The organism is Xanthobacter pseudotagetidis, from assembly GCF_043194795.2.
In the GTDB taxonomy this organism is placed as follows: domain Bacteria; phylum Pseudomonadota; class Alphaproteobacteria; order Rhizobiales; family Xanthobacteraceae; genus Xanthobacter; species Xanthobacter tagetidis_A.
Map to the genome: position 1 here is coordinate 4487191 of NZ_CM195534.1, position 18463 is coordinate 4505653.

Annotated in this window: 15 protein-coding genes; 8 read left to right on the forward strand and 7 right to left on the reverse strand. The window is 70.9% G+C overall.

Going from position 1 to position 18463, the window contains the following annotated elements:
• Nucleotides 1-8: 8 nt before the first annotated feature.
• A complete protein-coding gene (gene typA, locus V5F67_RS20465; RefSeq protein WP_394017858.1) occupies nt 9-1838 on the reverse strand; it encodes a translational GTPase TypA in 1830 nt (609 codons plus the stop codon).
• Between the two features lie 188 nt (nt 1839-2026).
• Between typA and V5F67_RS20470 the strand changes: the two genes are divergently transcribed.
• Nucleotides 2027-3409, forward strand: coding sequence for a PP2C family protein-serine/threonine phosphatase (locus tag V5F67_RS20470; protein ID WP_394017859.1), 1383 nt, complete (start codon nt 2027-2029; stop codon nt 3407-3409).
• A gap of 182 nt (nt 3410-3591) precedes the next feature.
• On the opposite strand, the gene V5F67_RS20475 is transcribed toward V5F67_RS20470, so the two are convergent.
• A complete protein-coding gene (locus V5F67_RS20475) occupies nt 3592-5067 on the reverse strand; it encodes a peroxidase family protein (RefSeq protein WP_394017860.1) in 1476 nt (491 codons plus the stop codon).
• A gap of 303 nt (nt 5068-5370) precedes the next feature.
• On the opposite strand from V5F67_RS20475, the gene V5F67_RS20480 reads away from it, so the two are divergent.
• The 3 genes from V5F67_RS20480 (at nt 5371) to V5F67_RS20490 (ending at nt 9683) form a co-directional block, all read left to right on the forward strand.
• On the forward strand, nt 5371-6507 hold the full coding sequence (locus V5F67_RS20480) for a helix-turn-helix transcriptional regulator (RefSeq protein WP_394017861.1): 1137 nt from the start codon (nt 5371-5373) through the stop codon (nt 6505-6507).
• A 192-nt stretch (nt 6508-6699) separates the two neighbouring features.
• On the forward strand, nt 6700-8421 hold the full coding sequence (locus V5F67_RS20485; protein WP_394017862.1) for a di-heme-cytochrome C peroxidase: 1722 nt from the start codon (nt 6700-6702) through the stop codon (nt 8419-8421).
• Nucleotides 8418-9683, forward strand: coding sequence for a cytochrome P450 (locus V5F67_RS20490; RefSeq protein ID WP_394017863.1), 1266 nt, complete (start codon nt 8418-8420; stop codon nt 9681-9683). The genes V5F67_RS20485 and V5F67_RS20490 overlap by 4 nt, the downstream gene beginning before the upstream one ends.
• Nucleotides 9684-9878: 195 nt before the next feature.
• Here the strand turns inward: V5F67_RS20490 and V5F67_RS20495 are convergent, their stop codons facing one another.
• Entirely contained in the window at nt 9879-10886 is a 1008-nt protein-coding gene (locus V5F67_RS20495) for a polyprenyl synthetase family protein (protein WP_394017864.1), read from the reverse strand.
• Nucleotides 10887-11067: 181 nt separating this feature from the next.
• Between V5F67_RS20495 and V5F67_RS20500 the strand changes: the two genes are divergently transcribed.
• From V5F67_RS20500 to V5F67_RS20510, 3 genes are all read left to right on the forward strand, one after another.
• Nucleotides 11068-11295, forward strand: coding sequence for a putative signal transducing protein (locus V5F67_RS20500; RefSeq protein ID WP_394017865.1), 228 nt, complete (start codon nt 11068-11070; stop codon nt 11293-11295).
• Nucleotides 11296-11302: 7 nt separating this feature from the next.
• Nucleotides 11303-12064, forward strand: a complete 762-nt coding sequence (locus V5F67_RS20505; RefSeq protein ID WP_394017866.1) for a tRNA1(Val) (adenine(37)-N6)-methyltransferase — start codon at nt 11303-11305, stop codon at nt 12062-12064.
• A gap of 275 nt (nt 12065-12339) precedes the next feature.
• The gene (locus V5F67_RS20510; protein WP_394017867.1) at nt 12340-12903 is read left to right on the forward strand and encodes a hypothetical protein; all 564 of its coding nucleotides are present in this window, start codon (nt 12340-12342) and stop codon (nt 12901-12903) included.
• 88 nt (nt 12904-12991) lie between these two features.
• On the opposite strand, the gene V5F67_RS20515 is transcribed toward V5F67_RS20510, so the two are convergent.
• Nucleotides 12992-13243, reverse strand: coding sequence for a hypothetical protein (locus tag V5F67_RS20515; RefSeq protein ID WP_394017868.1), 252 nt, complete (start codon nt 13241-13243; stop codon nt 12992-12994).
• Between the two features lie 783 nt (nt 13244-14026).
• Here V5F67_RS20515 and V5F67_RS20520 point away from each other — a divergent pair.
• The gene (locus tag V5F67_RS20520; RefSeq protein WP_394017869.1) at nt 14027-15478 is read left to right on the forward strand and encodes an MFS transporter; all 1452 of its coding nucleotides are present in this window, start codon (nt 14027-14029) and stop codon (nt 15476-15478) included.
• Between the two features lie 4 nt (nt 15479-15482).
• Here V5F67_RS20520 and V5F67_RS20525 read toward each other — a convergent pair whose 3' ends face one another.
• The 3 genes from V5F67_RS20525 to V5F67_RS20535 form a co-directional block, all read right to left on the reverse strand.
• Complete coding sequence (locus V5F67_RS20525; protein WP_394017870.1) at nt 15483-16199, reverse strand: RlmE family RNA methyltransferase; 717 nt, start codon at nt 16197-16199, stop codon at nt 15483-15485.
• Complete coding sequence (locus tag V5F67_RS20530; protein WP_394017871.1) at nt 16196-17398, reverse strand: Ppx/GppA phosphatase family protein; 1203 nt, start codon at nt 17396-17398, stop codon at nt 16196-16198. The genes V5F67_RS20525 and V5F67_RS20530 overlap by 4 nt, the downstream gene beginning before the upstream one ends.
• A 141-nt stretch (nt 17399-17539) precedes the next feature.
• The gene (locus V5F67_RS20535) at nt 17540-18289 is read right to left on the reverse strand and encodes a transaldolase family protein (RefSeq protein WP_394017872.1); all 750 of its coding nucleotides are present in this window, start codon (nt 18287-18289) and stop codon (nt 17540-17542) included.
• Nucleotides 18290-18463 lie beyond the last annotated feature (174 nt).

Sequence of the window (18463 nt, forward strand, 5' to 3'; positions counted from 1 at the left end):
GCGTGCCCTCAGGCCATCTCGCTGACGCTCTTGCGCTCGTTGCGCTTGCGCTCGTTGGGGTCGAGGAAGCGCTTGCGCAGGCGGATGGACTTGGGCGTCACCTCCACCAGCTCGTCGTCCTGGATCCAGGCCAGCGCGCGCTCCAGCGTCATGCGGATCGGCGGGGTCAGGCGCACCGCCTCGTCCTTCGACGTGGTGCGGATGTTGGTGAGCTTCTTGCCCTTGAGCACGTTCACTTCCAGGTCGTTGTCCCGGTTGTGGATGCCCACCAGCATGCCCTGGTACACCTTCCAGCCCGGCTCGATGATCATCGGGCCGCGATCCTCCAGGTTCCACAGCGCGTAGGCCACCGCCTCGCCCGGCTCGTTGGCGATCAGCACGCCGTTGATGCGGCCGGCGATCTCGCCCTTGTAGGGGGCGTATTCGTGGAACAGCCGGTTCATGATGGCGGTGCCGCGGGTGTCGGTGAGCAGCTCCGACTGGTAGCCAATGAGGCCGCGCGTGGGGGCGTAGAACACCAGGCGCTGGCGGTTGCCGCCGGAGGGGCGCATCTCCACCATCTCGGCGCGGCGCTCGCTCATCTTCTGCACCACGGTGCCGGAATATTCCTCGTCCACGTCGATGAGGACTTCCTCGATCGGCTCCAGCACGGCGCCGGTGGCCTCGTCCTTCTGGAACACCACGCGCGGGCGCGACACGGCCAGCTCGAAGCCCTCGCGGCGCATGGTCTCGATCAGCACCGCGAGCTGCAGCTCGCCGCGGCCGGAGACGAAGAACGAATCCTTCTCGCTGGATTCCTCGATCTTGAGCGCCACGTTGCCTTCCGCCTCGCGCAGCAGGCGGTCGCGGATGACGCGGCTCGTGACCTTGTCGCCCTCGGTGCCGGCGAGCGGCGAGTCATTGACGATGAAGGTCATGGTCACGGTGGGCGGGTCGATGGGCTGCGCCGCCATGGGCTCGGTCACGTCGAGCGCGCAGAAGGTGTCGGCCACCGTGCCCTTCTGGAGGCCGGCGATGGCGACGATGTCGCCGGCGACGCCCTCCTCGATCGGCTGGCGCTCGATGCCGCGGAAGGCGAGGATCTTGGAGACCCGGCCCTGCTCCACCAGCGAGCCGTCCTGCGCCAGCACCTTGATGGGCTGGTTGGGCTTGATGGCGCCGGAGGTGATGCGCCCGGTGATCATGCGGCCGAGGAAGGGATTGGCTTCCAGGAGCGTGCCGATCATGCGGAACGGCCCCTCGTGGACGGTGGGGGCGGGCACGTGCTTCAGCACCAGGTCGAACAGGGGCGCCATGCCCTGGTCCATGGGGCCTTCCGGGCTCTCGGCCATCCAGCCGCTGCGGCCGGAGCCGTAGAGGATCGGGAAGTCGAGCTGCTCGTCGGTGGCGTCGAGCGCCGCGAACAGGTCGAACACCTCGTTGATGACCTCGGTGGGCCGGGCGTCGGAGCGGTCCACCTTGTTGATGGCGACGATGGGCTTGAGGCCGATCTTCAGCGCCTTGCCGACCACGAACTTGGTCTGCGGCATGGGGCCTTCCGCAGCGTCCACCAGCACGATGGCTCCGTCCACCATGTTCAGGATGCGCTCCACCTCGCCGCCGAAGTCGGCATGGCCGGGGGTGTCGACGATGTTGATGCGGGTATCCTTCCAGACCACCGAGGTGGCCTTGGCGAGGATGGTGATGCCGCGCTCCTTCTCCAGGTCGTTGGAATCCATCACGCGCTCGGCCACCCGCTGGTTCTCGCGGTAGGAGCCCGACTGCTTCAGCAGCTCGTCCACCAGCGTGGTCTTGCCGTGGTCGACGTGGGCGATGATGGCGATGTTGCGCAGCTTCATGGGCCGTCCAGCACAAAAACGCGGGTCCGACGTGCTCGGGCCCGCTTCGATGGGGGAGTGTTGCGGCGCAAAATACACAGATACGCCCGGAGATCAATGCGAACGCGGACGGGCGGAGGCAGCGAAACGGCCGGGCGGGCCCAAGACGACGTTTGCCGCCGGCGCTCAGGCACGGTAAGCACAAAACCATGACGCAGGCATCGGACCTTCCACCGCCCGAGGACAGCGTGCCGCCGCGGCTCCCGCCCGACGAGGCACGCCGCGTCGCCGCCCTCGTCGGCGGACATCCGATCATGGGAACCCTGCCCCTGGACGCGCTCGCCGATCTGGTCGCGGGCGGGGCGCTGGCCGCCTTCGCGCCGGGCGAGTTCCTGCTGCGCCGGGGCGAGACCAGCGACTTCGCGCTGCTCCTGGTCGAGGGCACGGCGCATGTCTTCATCGACACGCCCTACGGCGACGTCCACCTCGCCGACGTCCACGGGCCGGCGGTGGTGGGCGAGGTCGCCGCCTTCACCGGCGTGCCGCGCACCGCCCATGTGCAGGCGGTGAACGCGATCCGCGCCGTGCGCATCGGCGCCCAGGCGCTGAAGGAGGCCGGCCGCGCCCATCCGCCGTTCCTGGAGGCCGCGCTCCGGCAGATCGGCGGCCGGCTCGAGACCTTCAACCGGGCGGTGGGCTTCTATTCCACGGCGCTGAACGCTCTGGAGCGCCACGACTTCGACATGCGGCTCCTGGACGATCTGCGCAACCCGCTGCCGGAGCTCGCCAATTTCGCCGCCTCGTTCCGCCGCCTCGCCGAGGAGATCATGGTGCGCCAGGCGCTCCGGCGGGAGATGGAGAGCGCCACCGCGATCCAGCGCGCCATGCTGCCTGAGCCGATGGAGCCGGCGGACCTCGGCCACCGGGGCGAGATCCAGGCCTGCATGCGGCCCGCCAAGGAGGTGGGTGGCGACTTCTACGACATGTTCCTGCTGCCGGACGGCCGCCTCGTCATGAGCGTCGGCGACGTGTCCGGAAAGGGCGTGCCGGCGGCGCTGTTCATGAGCGCCACCCAGACCGCGCTGCGCTACGTGCTGCGCCGCGAGAGCGACCTCGCCACCGCCATCGGCATCGTCAACGAGCTGCTCTGCGCCACCAACAGCGAGAGCATGTTCGTGACGCTGTTCAGCGCCGTCCTGAACCTCGAGGACGGGACGCTCGACTACTGCAATTGCGGCCATCTGGACGTGATGGTGCTGCGCCGGGACGGGACCACCGAAATCCTGCCGCCGGTGGGCATGGCGGTCGGCATCCTCGACCGGGCGCGGTTCGGCGCCCAGCGCATCACGCTTGCGCCGGGCGACCGCCTGTTCCTGTTCACGGACGGCCTGCCGGACGCCGCGGACCCCGCCGACAACCCGTTCGGCGAGGACCGGCTGCGCGAGGTCACCGAGGCGGCGCGGGAGACGGCCGGCACCGTCTTCGTCGACCACGTCCTCGACGCGGTGGAGCGGTTCGCCCAGGGCGCGGCGCAGTTCGACGACATCACCCTCCTCGTGCTGACCTATGGCGGGCCAAACGCGGCGCGCTAGAGCACGCGCCGATCAGCTTGCGACGCAAGCTGATCGGACAACGCGTTCTCTATCCTTGAGTTAGAGGGCGATTCACCGATCGAATTGATACAACTGATCGGAGCGCGCTGTAGCGGAACGGGCCTTTCGCTCGCCAGGGCGAAAGGCCGTGCCGCGGCCCCGGCCGTGAATGCCGATCGGTCCTAGGCCGCGAACAGGTCCTCGTCCGCCGCGAGCAGGATCAGGTCGCTCAGGGTGAAATGCTCGAACGGCCGGCCCGGCGCGCCGGACGCCTGCGGCTCCGGACCCAGCAGGCCATAAAGCGTCGCCGCGACGATGCGGCTGCCCACCGGGCCCAGCCGCGCGCCGGCGGGGCCCGCGGGGTCCCCGGCCTCGGCGAGGACGTAGAACCACAGCGGCGTCGCATCGGCGAACGGAGCGGCGGCGTCGCGCTGGGCCTCCGGCAAGGCGGCGAGCAGCCGCTCGCCCGCGAGCGGCCCGAGCCCGAGATGGGCCGCCACCGCCTGCCCGGTGGGCAGGCCGAGCCGGTAGCCCTCCAGCAGGTGCCGGCGCGCCAGCGTGCTCGCCGTGACCGGCGCTCCGGCGATGCGGGTGTCGATGGCGCGGGCGCGCTGCGGCGCCAGCCCCTCCAGCGGCAGGAAGCCTTCCCAGGCGATGATCCAGTGCTCCGGCAGCGCGTCATAGCCGCGCCCGGCGGCGCCGAGCACCAGGCGCGTCGCCAGCGCGCCGCGCTCCACGTTGCGATAGCCGGCATTGTAGTCGTAGCTCGATCGCGCCATGGCGGGCGCCAGCACGAAGGCGGCGGCGGCGAACTCCGCCGGCATGGAGCCCCGCGCCCGGACGCCGGCGGCCGGGCGTGCCCGCGCCTCGTCGAGGGCCTGCGGATCGCACAGGCGCGGCAGGAGGTCGTTCATCACCATCCAGCGGTAGCGCTCGCGCAGCGCGAGCCGCGCCTCCTGGAAGCCGAGGCCGTCGCGCACCAGCCGGTTGTGGGCCTTCAGGAACGCCACATGGAGCTGGTTCAGCACCAGCATCGCGTCGCTGCGCGGATCGCCCGCGCGGGCGATCCTGTCGCGGCCGGGATCGATGCTGCGCGGGTGGCGCGGCAGGTCGTTGGCGGCAGCCTTGCGCGGCGGCCGCGCGCGGCCGGCGGGCGCCGGCGCCACCCGCCCGAGCAGCATCAGCCGCACGTCCTGCGGATCGCGCGGGGCATCATAGATGCTTTCGAGCTCCAGCACGCCCGCGCGCCGGTTCACCAGCAGGTCCAGGCTCTCCATGGGCGCGCTTTCCGACGGGCGCGCCGGCGGCACGGCGGAGCGACGCTGCCAGACAAGGTCGTTGAGCACGAATTCCGTCAGATAGGTGTAGGCCGCGGGCAGATCGCCGTCGCCGTCGCACTTGCGCCGCGGCTCGCGGTGGATGACGTCCCCTTCCGCCATCGATTCCGCGAGGCCGATCAGCGCGTCGAGGGTCCGCGGCCCCTCCGGCAGCCGGTGCGCCGGCGCCGCGAGCTGCGGGAACAGGCGCGAGAAGCCCTTCTCGCGCGGCCGCGCGCCTGCCTCCAAGGCCAGCGAGCGCACGCGCTCGCCGATGGTGTCCTTGATGGTCGGCCGCAGGGGATCGCGGTCCATGGTCTCCCGCCTCGTCTTCACCGTCATCGCTGTCTCCGCCGGGGAGCGCCACCCTGGAGCGGGCGCCATCGCGCGGCATGACCAAGCGAGCACGGGGACGGCCACGGGGGCATCATGCATTTGGGGGATGACCCCGTGCCCGGGGCTCCGCACCTTCGGACCGTTGCGCAATGCGGGCCCAAGCGGCATCCTCCGCCGGCATCCGCGTCGCGCAGGTCCGGCGGCGGACGGCGGGCAACCGTCGGTGCAGCCTGAAATTGTATTTGACTAACGTTCGACCATGAAGCACTTCGGAGAGCGGGCTCCGACGTGCGCCAGACAGGGGCGGTCATGAGCGATCTGGATGAATATTCCCGTCTTCTCAACGATGTCTACGAATACAGCGTGGACCCCGGGCAATGGGGCATCCTGCTGGAGGGCGTCACCCGCTTCATCGACGGCCGCGTCGGCCAGCTGGCGGTGTTCAGCCTGAAGCAGCAGCGCAAGCCCACCTGGCGCGTATGGGGCCACGATCATATGGCCTACCGGACCTTCCTCTACCGCCACGCGACCGAGGACCCGCGCCTGTCCTACATCCTCTCCAACCCCGGCCGCGTGATCTGCGGCGAGGACGGGGTGGACGCCGACCAGTTCCGCGCCTCGGCGCTGTTCCGCGAGGTGGTGGAGCCCATGGACATCGAGCATTCGCTGGTCTCCTACTTCGCGCAGGAGGCCGACGTCATGGCCACCATCTGCGCCATGCGCGGGCGGGCCAAGGGGCCGTTCGGGGCGCCGGAGAAGCAGAAGCTGGGGCTCGTGGTGCCGCATCTGCGGCGGGCGTTCGAGTATTACGCCATCCTCGACGAGGCGAAGGCGAAGGTGGACGACATCGGCGCCGCGCTCGACATCGTCGACGCCGGCATCTTCCTGGCCGACGCCGACCTGCGCATCGCCCACGTGAACCGCGCCGGCGAGGAGATGCTGAAGGGCGGCGAGATCGCCATCCGCTCCGGCAAGCTCGCTCTGCGCGACGCCCGCGCCACGCGCCAGCTGGCGCAATCGGTGGCGCAGGCGCTCGCCGCGCGCCGGGGCGAGGCGGACCTGGCCCACGCCGACCACATGGAGATCGGGCGCGCGGACCCCGACGAGGCGCCCTACCGGGTCTCGCTCCATCCCCTGCCGCAGGTTCAGGGCAAGGTGAACCTCACCTTGCGCTCGCAGATCGCCGTGGTGGTGCGCGCCCCGGGACGGGGTGCTGCGGACGCGGCACGGCGCCTCGCCACCACCTTCTCGCTTACCCCCGCCGAGGCGGCTCTGGCGGCGGCGCTGGCGGTGGGGGCCTCGCTGGCCGACTTCGCCGAGCAGCGCGGCGTCGCCATGTCGACGGTGCGCAGCCAGCTCAAGGCGCTCTACGAGAAGAGCGACACCCGCCGCCAGGGCGAGCTGGTGGCGCGCCTGCGCGAGAGCCTCGACCTCACGCTCGCCTGAAGCGCGGGCGACCGCCGCCGCGCGCGGCGCAACACGCCCTTCAAGGGACCGCGGTATCCCCGCCTGCCGGCCGCAGGCGGCAGGGCGCGCCCTCGAAGGCCGGCCGGCGGCAACGCCCGCCGCAGCAATGTCCGGCGCGCGCCGCCCTGGCCGCGGCGCCCTCGAGGGGAAGAATTGGGGGGAACAACGAAAATGGCCAGACGGATCTTCGGCGCAATCGCCGTCATCCTCCTCGTCGGCGCCGTGGTGGCGGGCGTCGAGCTCTTTCTCACGCGCCCGTCGCCGCCCCCGCCGGCGCCGCCGGACGAGCAGACGGCGCTCCTGCCGCCGACCTTCCTCGACCAGGGCTGGTCGGGCGAGATGCGCGAAGCGTTCTACTACACGCCCCAGGGCTCGCGGCTGCTGCCCTATGCCTTCCTCCTGGCGCTGGAGCAGCCGGACAAGGAGGCGCTGTTCCTCGACGACCGGCACATCGCCGCCATGGGCTTCCTTCCCTCGCCCGCCGCAACCCCGCGCAACCCCGACCGGCTCCCGGTCGGCTTCGCCAGGGACCCGGCGCCGGGCGGCCCGGCCGGCCCCATGGCGGGCCTGACCTGCGCCGCCTGCCACACCGGCGAGATCACCCTTCCCGGCGCGCGGGTGTGGATCGACGGCGGCGCGGCGCTCGGCGACTTCCAGATGCTGATGACGCGCCTGTCCAAGGCGCTCGACGCCACGCTCGCCGATCCGGCCAAGTTCGCCCGCTTCGCCGCGCGCCTGAAGCAGGAGCCGAAGGCGGTGCGCCCGCTGCTGGAGGCCACCGCCACCGAGCTGCGGCGCATCGAGGCCGCGGCCTACACGCCGCATCCCTACGGGCGCGGCCGGCTCGACGCCTTCGGCCACATCCTCAACGCGGTGGCGGCCGAGGCGCTGCAGCAGGACGCCAACTTCCGCATCCCCGACGCGCCGGTGAGCTATCCCTTCCTGTGGACCACGCCGGCCCAGCGCTACGTGCAGTGGAACGGGGTCGCCGGCAATCCCATCGGCCGCAATGTCGGCGAGGTGCTGGGCGTGTTCGGCCATGCGAACCTTTCCGGCGGCAATGTCGCCGCCTTCTCCTCGGCGGCCCTGATCGACAACCTGAAGCAGCTGGAGGACTGGGCGGCGGCGCTGAAGCCGCCGCCTTATCCCCAGAACCTGCTCGGCCCCGTCGACCCGATGCTCGCCGCCACCGGCGCCGGGCTGTTCAAGGCCCATTGCGCCGGCTGCCACGGCGGGCCGGACTATCGCCTGACCGCCCCCGAGGAGACCGAGGGCGGGCGGCGCTGGCTCGCCGTGACCATGGTGCCGCAGGAGGTGGTGAAGACCGACCCGAAGATGCTCACCAACTTCGCCGGCCGCACCGCCGAGACCGGCGTGCTCGCCCCCGCCTTCGGCGGCGCGCCGCTTGTGCCGGCGGGCGGCATCCTGCTGCTGACCGTCAATGCCATGGTGGAGAACGACCTGCGCGCCCGCGGCATCACCGGCGATGCGCGCAAGGCCTATTTCGGCTGGCGCTTCGCCCCCGGCTCCGACAAGCCGCAGGCGGGCTGGAGCGCGCCGCTCGCCTACAAGGCCGGCCCGCTCGCCGGCATCTGGGCGACGGCGCCGTTCCTGCACAACGGCTCGGTGCCGACCGTCTACGACCTGCTCTCGCCCGAGGAGGAGCGGCCCAAGGCGTTCTATGTGGGCGCGACGCGCTACGACCCGAAGAAGCTCGGCTTCGTCTCCTCGGACGACGAGCTTGCCGCCGCCGAGAAGGCCAAGGCCTTCCGCTTCGACACCACGCTGCCCGGCAACTCCAACGCCGGCCACCCCTTCCCCGAGCCGCGGCTGGAGCCGCGGGACCGGTACGCCATCATCGAATATCTGAAGATCCTGGAGGGACCGCGATGACCGCGCGCGCCGAGGCGGACGTCAAGCCGAACACGCCCTATCTCGACCGGCTGGCTGCGCTGCCGCCCGCGCAGCGCTGGCCGCTCGCCCGCGACCTCATCGCCAGCGAGCCGCGCGCCTTCTTCGCCGAGCTGCGCGCCCACGCGCCGATCTACGAGACCTGCGAGGTGACGCTGATCGCCAAGCGCGCGGACGTGATGGAGGTGCTCTCCATGCCGCGCGTGTTCACGGTGGACCTCTACAAGCCGAAGATGGGCGAGTTCATGCTCGCCCTCGACGAGACCGAGATCAACTACCGCGACAAGGCGGTGATGCGCTCGATCCTTGCCTTCGGCGACCTGCCGCGCGTGCGGGAGATGGTCCGCGAGGTGGCCGAGGCGGCGCTGGAGGCGGCCGGCTGCGAGATCGAGGTGGTGTCGCAGCTCGCCCGCTTCGTGCCCATGCGCGTCGTCCAGCGCTATTTCGGCATCAACGGGCCGGACCAGGATCTGCTCGAGTGGTCCTATGCCAACCAGATGGACCAGTTCAACAACCTGCCCTTCGACGGGCGCCCGGATGCCGACGCCATCCACCAGGCGGCGGAGGAATCGCGCGTCAAGCTCAGGGCGCTGTTCGCGGTTCTGATCCCGGCGCGCCTCGCCGAGATCAAGGCCGGCACCGCGCCCGACGACATGCTCACCCGCATCCTCAGCCTCAACCTGCCGGCGGCCGACCATTTCGGCATGGACCGGGTGGTGATCAATGTGGGCGGGCTCTTGATCGGCGCCATCGAGACCACCGCCGAGGCGGTGGTGAACGCGCTGGCCGAGCTGTTCGCCCGCCCCGATGCGCTGGCCGGCGCCCGCGCTGCGGCGCAGGCCGACGACGACGCGCTGGTGGCCGGCTATGTGTGGGAGGCGCTGCGCTTCTCGCCCATCGTCGCCTTCATGTTCCGCCATGCGGCGTCCACGGTGACCATCGCCCAGGGGACGGGGCGGGAGAAGGTGATCGGCAAGGGCACCAGCGTGCTCCCCTTGAGCCTCTCGGCCATGTTCGATCCCGATTTCGTGGAGCAGCCCGACGCCTTCCGTCCGGACCGGGCGAGCCATGCCTACCTGCACTTCGGCTTCGGCCACCACGAATGCCTCGGGCGCTATGTGGGCGCGGCGATGATCCCGGAGATCGTCAAGAGCGTGCTGAAGCACCCCTGCGCCCGGCCGCTTGGCCCGGTGGACATGGGCGGCACGCCATTCCCCCAGAGGTACCGGCTGGCTCTGCGGTGAGAGGGATCGCCCTTTAGGCGACGCTGTTTCCTCTCCCCGAGGAAGAGGGCTCGGGTGAGGGGTTCCACTGCCGGGCGAGACGGGGCCAGCTTCACAGGCGTCCCGCCCCCTCACCCTGCCCTCTCCCCGACGGGGAGAGGGTTCTCCTCCCGGACGACGCGGCTTCCTCTCCCAAAGGAGAGGGGCGCCCGCCCGTCAATGGGCGCGGGAGAGGCAGAAGTCGACGGCCTCCATCAGCGCGTCCTTGGCGGCGCTCGGCGGGAACAGGGCCAAGGCGTCCTTGGCGATGGCGCCGTAGTGGCGCGCGCGCTCCAGGGTGTCGGAAAGCGCGCGGTGCTTGGTGAGCAGGCCGATGGCCTGGGCGAGGTGGGCGTCCGTGACCTCGCCATTCTCCAGGCACTTCTGCCAGAAGGCACGCTCCGGCCCGTCGCCACGCCGGAAGGCGAGCAGCACCGGCAGGGTGATCTTGCCCTCCCGGAAGTCGTCGCCCACATTCTTGCCGAGCTTGGCCTGGCTGCCGCCATAGTCGAGCGCGTCGTCCACCAGCTGGAAGGCGATGCCGAGATTCATGCCGTAGGAGCGGCAGGCGCCGAGCTCGGTCTTCGAGCGCTGGCCCAGCACCGCCCCGACCTCGCAGGCGGCGGCGAACAGCTCCGCCGTCTTGCCCCGCACCACGGCGAGGTAGTCGTCCTCTGAAGTTGCGGTGTTCTTGGCGGCGGCGAGCTGCATCACCTCGCCCTCGGCGATCACGCAGGCGGCGTTGGAGAGGATGTCGAGGCACTGCATGGAGCCCACCTCGACCATCATCTTGAACGCCTGGCCGAGCAGGAAATCGCCCACCAGCACGCTCGCCTCGTTGCCCCAGAGCTTGCGCGCGGCCAGCTTGCCGCGCCGCATGTCGCTCTCGTCCACCACGTCGTCATGGAGCAGGGTGGCGGTATGCATGAACTCCACCGCGGCGGCGAGCTTCACATGGCCCTCCCCCTGGTAGCCGCACAAAGCGGCGCAGGCGAGCGTCAGCATGGGGCGCAGCCGCTTGCCACCGGAGGAGATGAGGTGGTTCGCCACCTCCGGGATCATGGCAACGTCGGAGCCGGTGCGCGACAGGATGGTCGCGTTGACGCGGTTCATGTCCGCGGAAACAAGGCGCACCAGGGCCTCGATGGACGGCTCGTTGGGCTCGAACGGTAGGACGAGGGCCAAAATGCGCTCCCGCTTGTCTTTCTCAGAGCCGGATGCTTTTGGACGCCATCGCGGGGCGATATCGTCTAAAAGCCGGGTCCGTCTCCATTCGATAAGTTGCCGCACCATAGGGACGCCGGGGGGTCGGGTGCAAGCGGCGCACCGCCGCAAGCCTGCCGGCGGGCGAGGCGAGAGGGCCAGGATGAAGGAGCTGGCGCGGACCAACGACATCGTTCTGCTCGGCGCCATGGAAGCCCTCCTGGAGGCCGCCGACATCGGCCACATGGTGGCGGACGCGCATATCAGCGCGCTCGAAGGCTCCATAGGCATCCTGCCGCGCCGCCTGCTGGTGGTGGACGAGGACGCCCCCCGGGCTCGGCGCCTGCTCGCCGATGCCGGCTGGGCCTATGCCCTGCTGGACGCGGGCTGAGGGCGCCATGGCTGAGCCCACGCCCGGCGAGACCACGCACGACGCCGTGCTCGGCGGCCGGCTGATGCTGACGCAGCCGAAGGCCGGCCACCGGGTCGGCCACGACGCCATCCTGCTCGCCGCCGCCGCCCCCGCCGCGGCGCGCCGCATGATGGACCTCGGCGCCGGTGTCGGCGCGGCGGGGCTCGCCTTCCTCACCCGCTGCCGGCAGGCGGAGGGGGTTCTGGTGGAGATCGATCCCACCCTGGCGGACCTCGCGCGCGCCAATGCGGCCGCGAACGGCCTGACGGCACGCTGTCGCGCGGTCCCGGCGGACGTGACCGCGCTCGGCCGCCCCGCCGGCCCGCCGGACGTGGCGGCGGGGGACGCCGACCTCGTGCTCATGAACCCGCCCTACAACGCTTGCGCCACGCACAATGTCTCGCCCCATGGCGGGCGCGCGCTGGCGCATGACGCAACGTCAGATTTACTCGAAGGCTGGGTGAAGAGCGCCTATCGCTGCCTCGCGGCGGGCGGCACGCTGTGCCTGATCCACCGGCCACAGGCGCTGGCGGAGATTCTCGCGGCGCTCACCGGGCGCTTCGGAGCCGTGGAGCTGATCCCGCTCTTTCCCGCGCCGGGAGCGCCGGCGGCCCGGCTGATCGTGCGGGCGCTGAAGGGCCGGCGCACGCCGCCGGCGCTGCTTCCCGGCCTCGTGCTCGCCGGCGGGGACGGCCGGCCGAGCGCTGCCGCGGAGGCGATCCTGCGGGATGCGCAGCCGCTCGCGTGAGCCGACATGAGGCATCGGCGCCGCATCATACCGCACCGCATGCACCGATGATTAACCATGATCGCCGGCGCGAACGTCATAACCCTTTGAAAAGAAATGCCGCAGCGGTATGCGGAGGCGCACGCCACCGGCGGGCTTCCGCCTGCAATCAAGGCACACTGTCTTAACCGGCGGCATTGAAATATAAAGAGACTGGTCGCAAAGACGGGAACGCGGCGCCTCGGGTGCCGTTGCCTGCCTCGAGCGATGTCGCGACGAACAGCCGGAGTAGCGTAATGGAGAGCCCGCGCGTCTATGTCTACCAGTTCGCCACCGGAGCCCAGTGGGCTGCGGGGGACAGCGTGGAGGCCTATCTGCGCCACCTTCTGGACGTGGATTTTCTTCAGGGCCTGCGGGCGGATCGCCTGGCGGCGGTGAGCGCCTTCCTCGACGAGGCCTTCCAGCTGGCTCATACTTTGGGCTGGAGCGGGCGGGCGCGCGAGATGCCGCAGATGTTCTCGCTGCCCGGCATGCCGGCGGACGAGGCCGTCTACATGGTCGCCTGGGAGCAGGACGACGGCGTCGCCTACATCGCCTCGCCCTATCCTCTGCCGTGGCTGGACGCCAAGGCGACCCGCACCACCGATTCCTCGCGCGCCATCCCGGTGGACGAGGAGGAGCGCGACCTGCGCCCCGCCCCGGCGGAGCCCGTGGCCCTGCACGGCGAGCCCGCCGCCGAGGAGCCCGATCCGCTCGACGCTTTCGCCGATTTCGTGCGCCGCGAGGAGAGCACCATCCGCCTGCGCGAGGCCGCTCCTCCGGCCGAGGAAGACCGCGAGGCGACCCGCCGCTTCTTCTGAGGCTGGCGAAAAAAGCGCGCTCCGACACGGAGCGCGCCTTCGATCGACCGACCGGCGGCCCCTCGGGCCGCCGCGTTCGTTTCTGCGGTCAGGGACGCCAGCCCGGAGGCGGCGGGCCATGACGCTCGATGGCATCCACGATCTCCCGCTGGCGGCGATCGGTGCGCTTCATGTGCACCGCGATCACCGCATGGGCCGACGGCACCAGGAAGAACAGAGGAAAGATCAGCCCGAGCACGATGCACGGCACGATCATCACCAAGTTCACCAGCGCCGAGATCGGCTGCCCGTTCACCAGCAGGCCGAGCGGCGGAAGCAGAGCGGCGAGAATGTAGACCATGGCGCGCGAAGGCCCTCCTTTGAGGCCCGAACGTGCATATGGGCCCGGTTCTCCCGCGCGCAAGGGACGGGGCCCGGCGCCGCGGTCAAAGCTGCGTGGATCCCCGGACAAGCGGGGGATGACGCCGGTGACAGGGGCGGCAGGGCGCTGAAAACCCAAACCGCCGTCATGCTCCGGCTTGACCGGAGCATCCAGGCCACCTTCCGGCATCACGCCCGGCCGCGAAATGGGCCCTCCGATCAAGTCGGAGGGCGACGGCGGGTTGGGACGGCGGCGGGGGGAAGAGCCACAAGCCGGGGGATGACGCCGATGACAGGAGCGGCAGGGCGCTGAAAACCCAAACCGCCGTCATGCTCCGGCTTGACCGGAGCATCCAGGCCACCTTCCGGCATCACGCCCGGCCGCGAAATGGACCCTCCGATCAAGTCGGAGGGCGACGGCGGGTTGGGACGGCGGCGGGGGAAGAGCCACAAGCCGGGGGATGACGCCGGTGACAGGGGCGACAGGGCGCTGAAAACCCAAACCGCCGTCATGCTCCGGCTTGACCGGAGCATCCAGGCCACCTTCCGGTATCACGCCCGGCCGCGAAATGGGCCCTCCGATCAAGTCGGAGGGCGACGGCGGGGAAAGGGGCCACGGTGGTAGAGAAGGCCGCGCCGGGAGAGGGGCGAGGGCGGAGAGAGGGGCGAGCGTGGCCGCATTCACCTCGCCGCGATGGCGGCTTCGCCCTCTTCAACGCGCGCCGGCAATGGCTTAAGGATGGCCGGCCCGATGGGAGCCGCCATGGCCCGCCTCACCCCCCGCCTGTCTCTGCCGCCGCACCTGCTGATCCCGCTCATCGTCGCCTGCGCCCTGTTCATGGAGCAGGTGGACGCGACGGTGATCGCCACCTCGCTGCCGGCCATCGCCGCCGACCTCAACGAGGACCCGGTGGCGCTGAAGCTCGCGCTCACCTCCTACCTGCTGTCGCTCGCGGTGTTCATCCCGGCGAGCGGGTGGGCGGCCGACCGCTACGGCGCGCGCACGGTGTTCCGCTCCGCCATCGTCATCTTCACGCTGGGCTCGATCCTGTGCGGGCTGTCCTCCTCGCTGCTGGACTTCGTGCTCTACCGCATCGTCCAGGGGCTCGGCGGGGCGATGATGGTGCCGGTCGGCCGGCTCGTCATCCTGCGTTCGGTGCCGAAGACCGAGCTCGTCTCCTCGCTCGCCTGGCTCACCATCCCGGCGCTGCTCGGGCCGGTGTTCGGCCCGCCGCTCGGCGGCTTCATCACCACCTATTTCGACTGGCGGCTGATCTTCTTCATCAACGTGCCCATCGGCGTGCTGGGCGTGTTCCTCGCCACCCGCTTCATCGAGAACGTGCGCGAGGAGGACGTGCCGCCGCTCGACCTGAAGGGCCTCGTGCTCTCCGGCGTCGGCCTCGCCGGCCTCGTCTTCGGCTTCGCGGTGATGGGCCAGCACCTGGTGCCCGCCTGGATCGCCGGCGTGGTGTCGACCATCGGCCTCGCGAGCCTCGTGCTCTACTGGTTCCACGCCCGGGTGACGCCCCACGCGGTGATCGACCTGAGGCTGCTGCGCTACCCCACCTTCCGCGCCGGCGTGGTGGGGGCGAGCTTCTTCCGGGTCGGCATCGGCGCCATGCCATTCTTGCTGCCGCTGATGTTCCAGCTCGCCTTCGGGCTCTCGGCCTTCGCCTCGGGCCTGCTCACCTTCACCGCCTCGGCGGGCGCGATGGTGATGAAGTTCACCGCCGCGCCGATCCTGCGGCGGCTCGGCTTCAAGCGGGTGCTGGTGGTCAACTCGCTGCTGTGCGCCGGCTTCATCGCCCTGAACATGGTCTTCACGCCCGGCACGCCGCACTGGGTGATCATGAGCGTGCTGCTGCTCGGCGGCTTCCTGCGCTCGCTGGAGTTCACCGCCCTCAACGCGCTCACCTATGCGGACGTCGAGCCGGAGGAGATGAGCCGCGCCACCTCCTTCGCCAGCGTGGCGCAGCAGGTCTCGCTCTCCATGGGGGTCGCGCTCGCCGGCTTCGTGCTGGAGCTGATGCGCGGCGCGCGCGGGGAGAAGATGGTGACGCTGGACGACTTCACCATGGCATTCCTGGTGGTGGCGAGCGTGAGCGCTGTGAGCTTCCTGTTCTTCATCGTGCTGCCGAAGGACGCCGGCGCCTCGCTCTCGGCCAAGAAGCCGGACCTGCCGGACCCGCGCGCCGAGGTCCCGAACACGCCGTGAGGGGTCAGTCCCCGGCCGGCTCCGGATCGCCCGCAGCGCCCCGGAAGCCGGTCGCCAGCACATAGAGCTCGGCCGAATCGGCGCGGCTCGCGGCCGGCTTGATGTGCCGCACCTGGGCGAAGTCGCGCTTGAGGTCGGCGAGCAGCGCGCCCTCCGTGCCGCCCTGGAACACCTTGGCGAGGAATGCCCCGCCCGGCGCCAGCACCTTGCGGGCGAAGTCGGCGGCGAGCTCCACCAGGCCGACGATGCGCAGGTGGTCGGTCTTCTTGTGGCCGGTGGTGTTGGCCGCCATGTCGGACATGACGAGATCCGCCGGCCCGTCGAGCAGCTTGAGCAGGCGCGCGGGCGCGTCGTCGGCGAGGAAGTCCATCTGCTCGAAGATCACGCCGGGGATGGGGTCGATCTCCAGGAGGTCGATGGCGACGATCCGCCCCTGCCCCTGGTCGAGGCCGATCTTCTTCGCCGCCACCTGGCTCCAGCCGCCGGGCGCGGCGCCGAGGTCGACGATGCGCTGGCCGCGCCGCAGCAGCTTGGCCTTGTCGTCGATCTCGATCAGCTTGAAGGCGGCGCGCGAGCGCCAGCCCTCGCGCTTGGCGCGGGCCACATAGGGGTCGTTGAGCTGGCGCTGGAGCCACTTCTGGGACGAGGTGGTGCGCCGGCGCGCATTCTTGACGCGCACCTTCAATGGCCGGCCGTCCGGACCGCGTGTCTCGCCGCTCACGAGCAGGAATCCTGCGCCGTGTCTCCAGAGGTCTCCTGTCCCTCGGGCCGGCCGGCGCGGCGCCAGACGCCGTCGGCGCGCATGAGCTGCACCAGCATGCCCTCGCGCAGGCCGCGGTCGGCGACCCGCAGCCGCTCGGCCGGGAACATCTCGCGCACCGCTTCCATGATGGCGCAGCCGGCCAGCACCAGGTCGGCCCTCTGGGCGCCGATGCAGGGGTTGGAGACGCGCTCCTCGAAGCTCATGCCCATGAGCCGGTCCACCACCTCGCAGATGTCCTTCACCCCGAGCCAGGCGCCGTCGACGCGGGTGCGGTCGTAGCGCGACAGGCCGAGATGGATGCCCGCCACCGTCGTCACCGTGCCGGAGGTGCCGATGAGGTGCATGCGGTTGGGCGCGCGCACGCCCCAGCTCTGGCGCACGCCCTCCAGCATGGCGCATACCTCGTCCACCATGGCGCGGAACATCTCGCAGGAGACGCTGACCCCGCCGTGGCGCTCGGAGAGCGAGACCACGCCCACCGGCAGCGACACCCAGGAGCGGATGCGCGCGCGGGGCGGGCCGTCGTCGCCGGCGGAGCGGCGGCTCAGCCACACCACCTCGGTGGAGCCGCCGCCGATGTCGAACAGGACAGCGCCGTCGCAATGGGGGTCGACGAGCGGCGCGCAACCGGCGGCGGCGAGCCCCGCCTCGGTGCGGCGGTCCACCACCTCCAGCCTCAGGCCGGTGCGGGTCTCGACCCGGTCGAGGAACTCTTCGCCGTTCTCCGCCGCCCGGCAGGCCTCGGTGGCGATGATGCGGGCGCGGGCGACACCGCGCGACACCATCTTGCCGGCGCAGATGTCGAGCGCGGCGACCGCGCGGTCCATGGCGGCGGGGCTGAGGCGGCGGGTGCTGGAGAGGCCCTCGCCCAGGCGCACGATGCGCGAGAAGGCATCCACCACGCGAAAGCTGCGCGGGGTCGGGCGCGCCACCAGGAGGCGGCAATTGTTGGTGCCGAGATCGATGGCCGCGTAGGGACCCGCCGGCGCGCCGGGGCGCGTCGCCTCGGATGCGCGGCTCCGTTCGTCGGGCGCCTGCCCGCGATCGATGCGACCGCTGTCCTGAAGCCCGCGCTCCGATGGAACGCGGTCCCGGCCGAACCCCTCGCGGCAAGACGGCTCCGGCCCCGCGAGGGATCCGTGCGCCTCGTCCTTCATTCTTGTCCCCTTGCCACGGCTGCCGCCGCTGCCAGACCGGCGCAGCGGCTGCCGTCCGCGTTGGGGTCAGTCTAACAGCCTGTGGCGGCGGCGCAACGTCGCGGGGAAAAAGGATGGGCCGGCGCCCGGGCGGCGCCGGGCCTACTCCGCCGCGGCGCGGCCTGAGGCGTCGAGGGTGATGCCGGCCGCGAGCGCGTCGGAGCGGAACGCCTTCACCGCGTCGAGGGCGAGGTCCTCGGCGGTCTTGGTGCCGAGCGCCGGCAGCTTCTTCAGCACGTCTGCCGGGGCGGTGATGATATGGCAGCCCATGCGGTCGGCCTCGATCACGTTCCACACCTCGCGGGTGGAGGCCCAGATCACCTCCACGTTCGGCGTGGCGCGGGCGAGCGTCACCGCCTTGGTGACCGCCGGCTCGTAGGGGATGCCGAGGTCGGCGAGGCGCCCCGCGAACACCGAGATGATGGAGGGCGCGCCGCCGGCGAGCGCGGCGACGCCCGCCTCCACCTGCGGCTCGGAGAAGATGGCGGTGAGGTTCACCTTCACCCCGTCCTGCGCCAGGTCGCGCACGAGGTCGTACAAGGCCTCGCCGCGGGTGGTGCATACCGGCAGCTTGACGTGGACGTTCTCGCCCCAGGTGGCGATCAGGCGCGCCTGCTGGCGCATCTCGGGGATGTCGTCGGAGATCACCTCGAACGAGATGTGCCGGTCCGGCACCGCGGCGACGAGGTCGCGGGCATAGGCGGCATAATCGGTGACGCCGGCCTTGCGCAGCAGCGAGGGATTGGTGGTGAAGCCGGCGATGAAGGACTGCTTGGCCATCTCGACGATCTGCGCCTTGTCGGCGCCGTCGGTGAACAGCTTCACCTTGAGATCCTTCAGCGTCACGGACATGGGATGCTCCATCAGGGAACCGGTCGGGCCGGCGCAACGCGCCGCCGTTGCCCCCATACCACACCTTCGCAAGCGTCGAGGGACGGCGAGGCCCTTTTAAGGCTTCATTGACCATGATGCCAACAAGTGGGCGCAAGCAACGTTCGGGAAAGGGGCGCGCGCCATGCTTGCCCT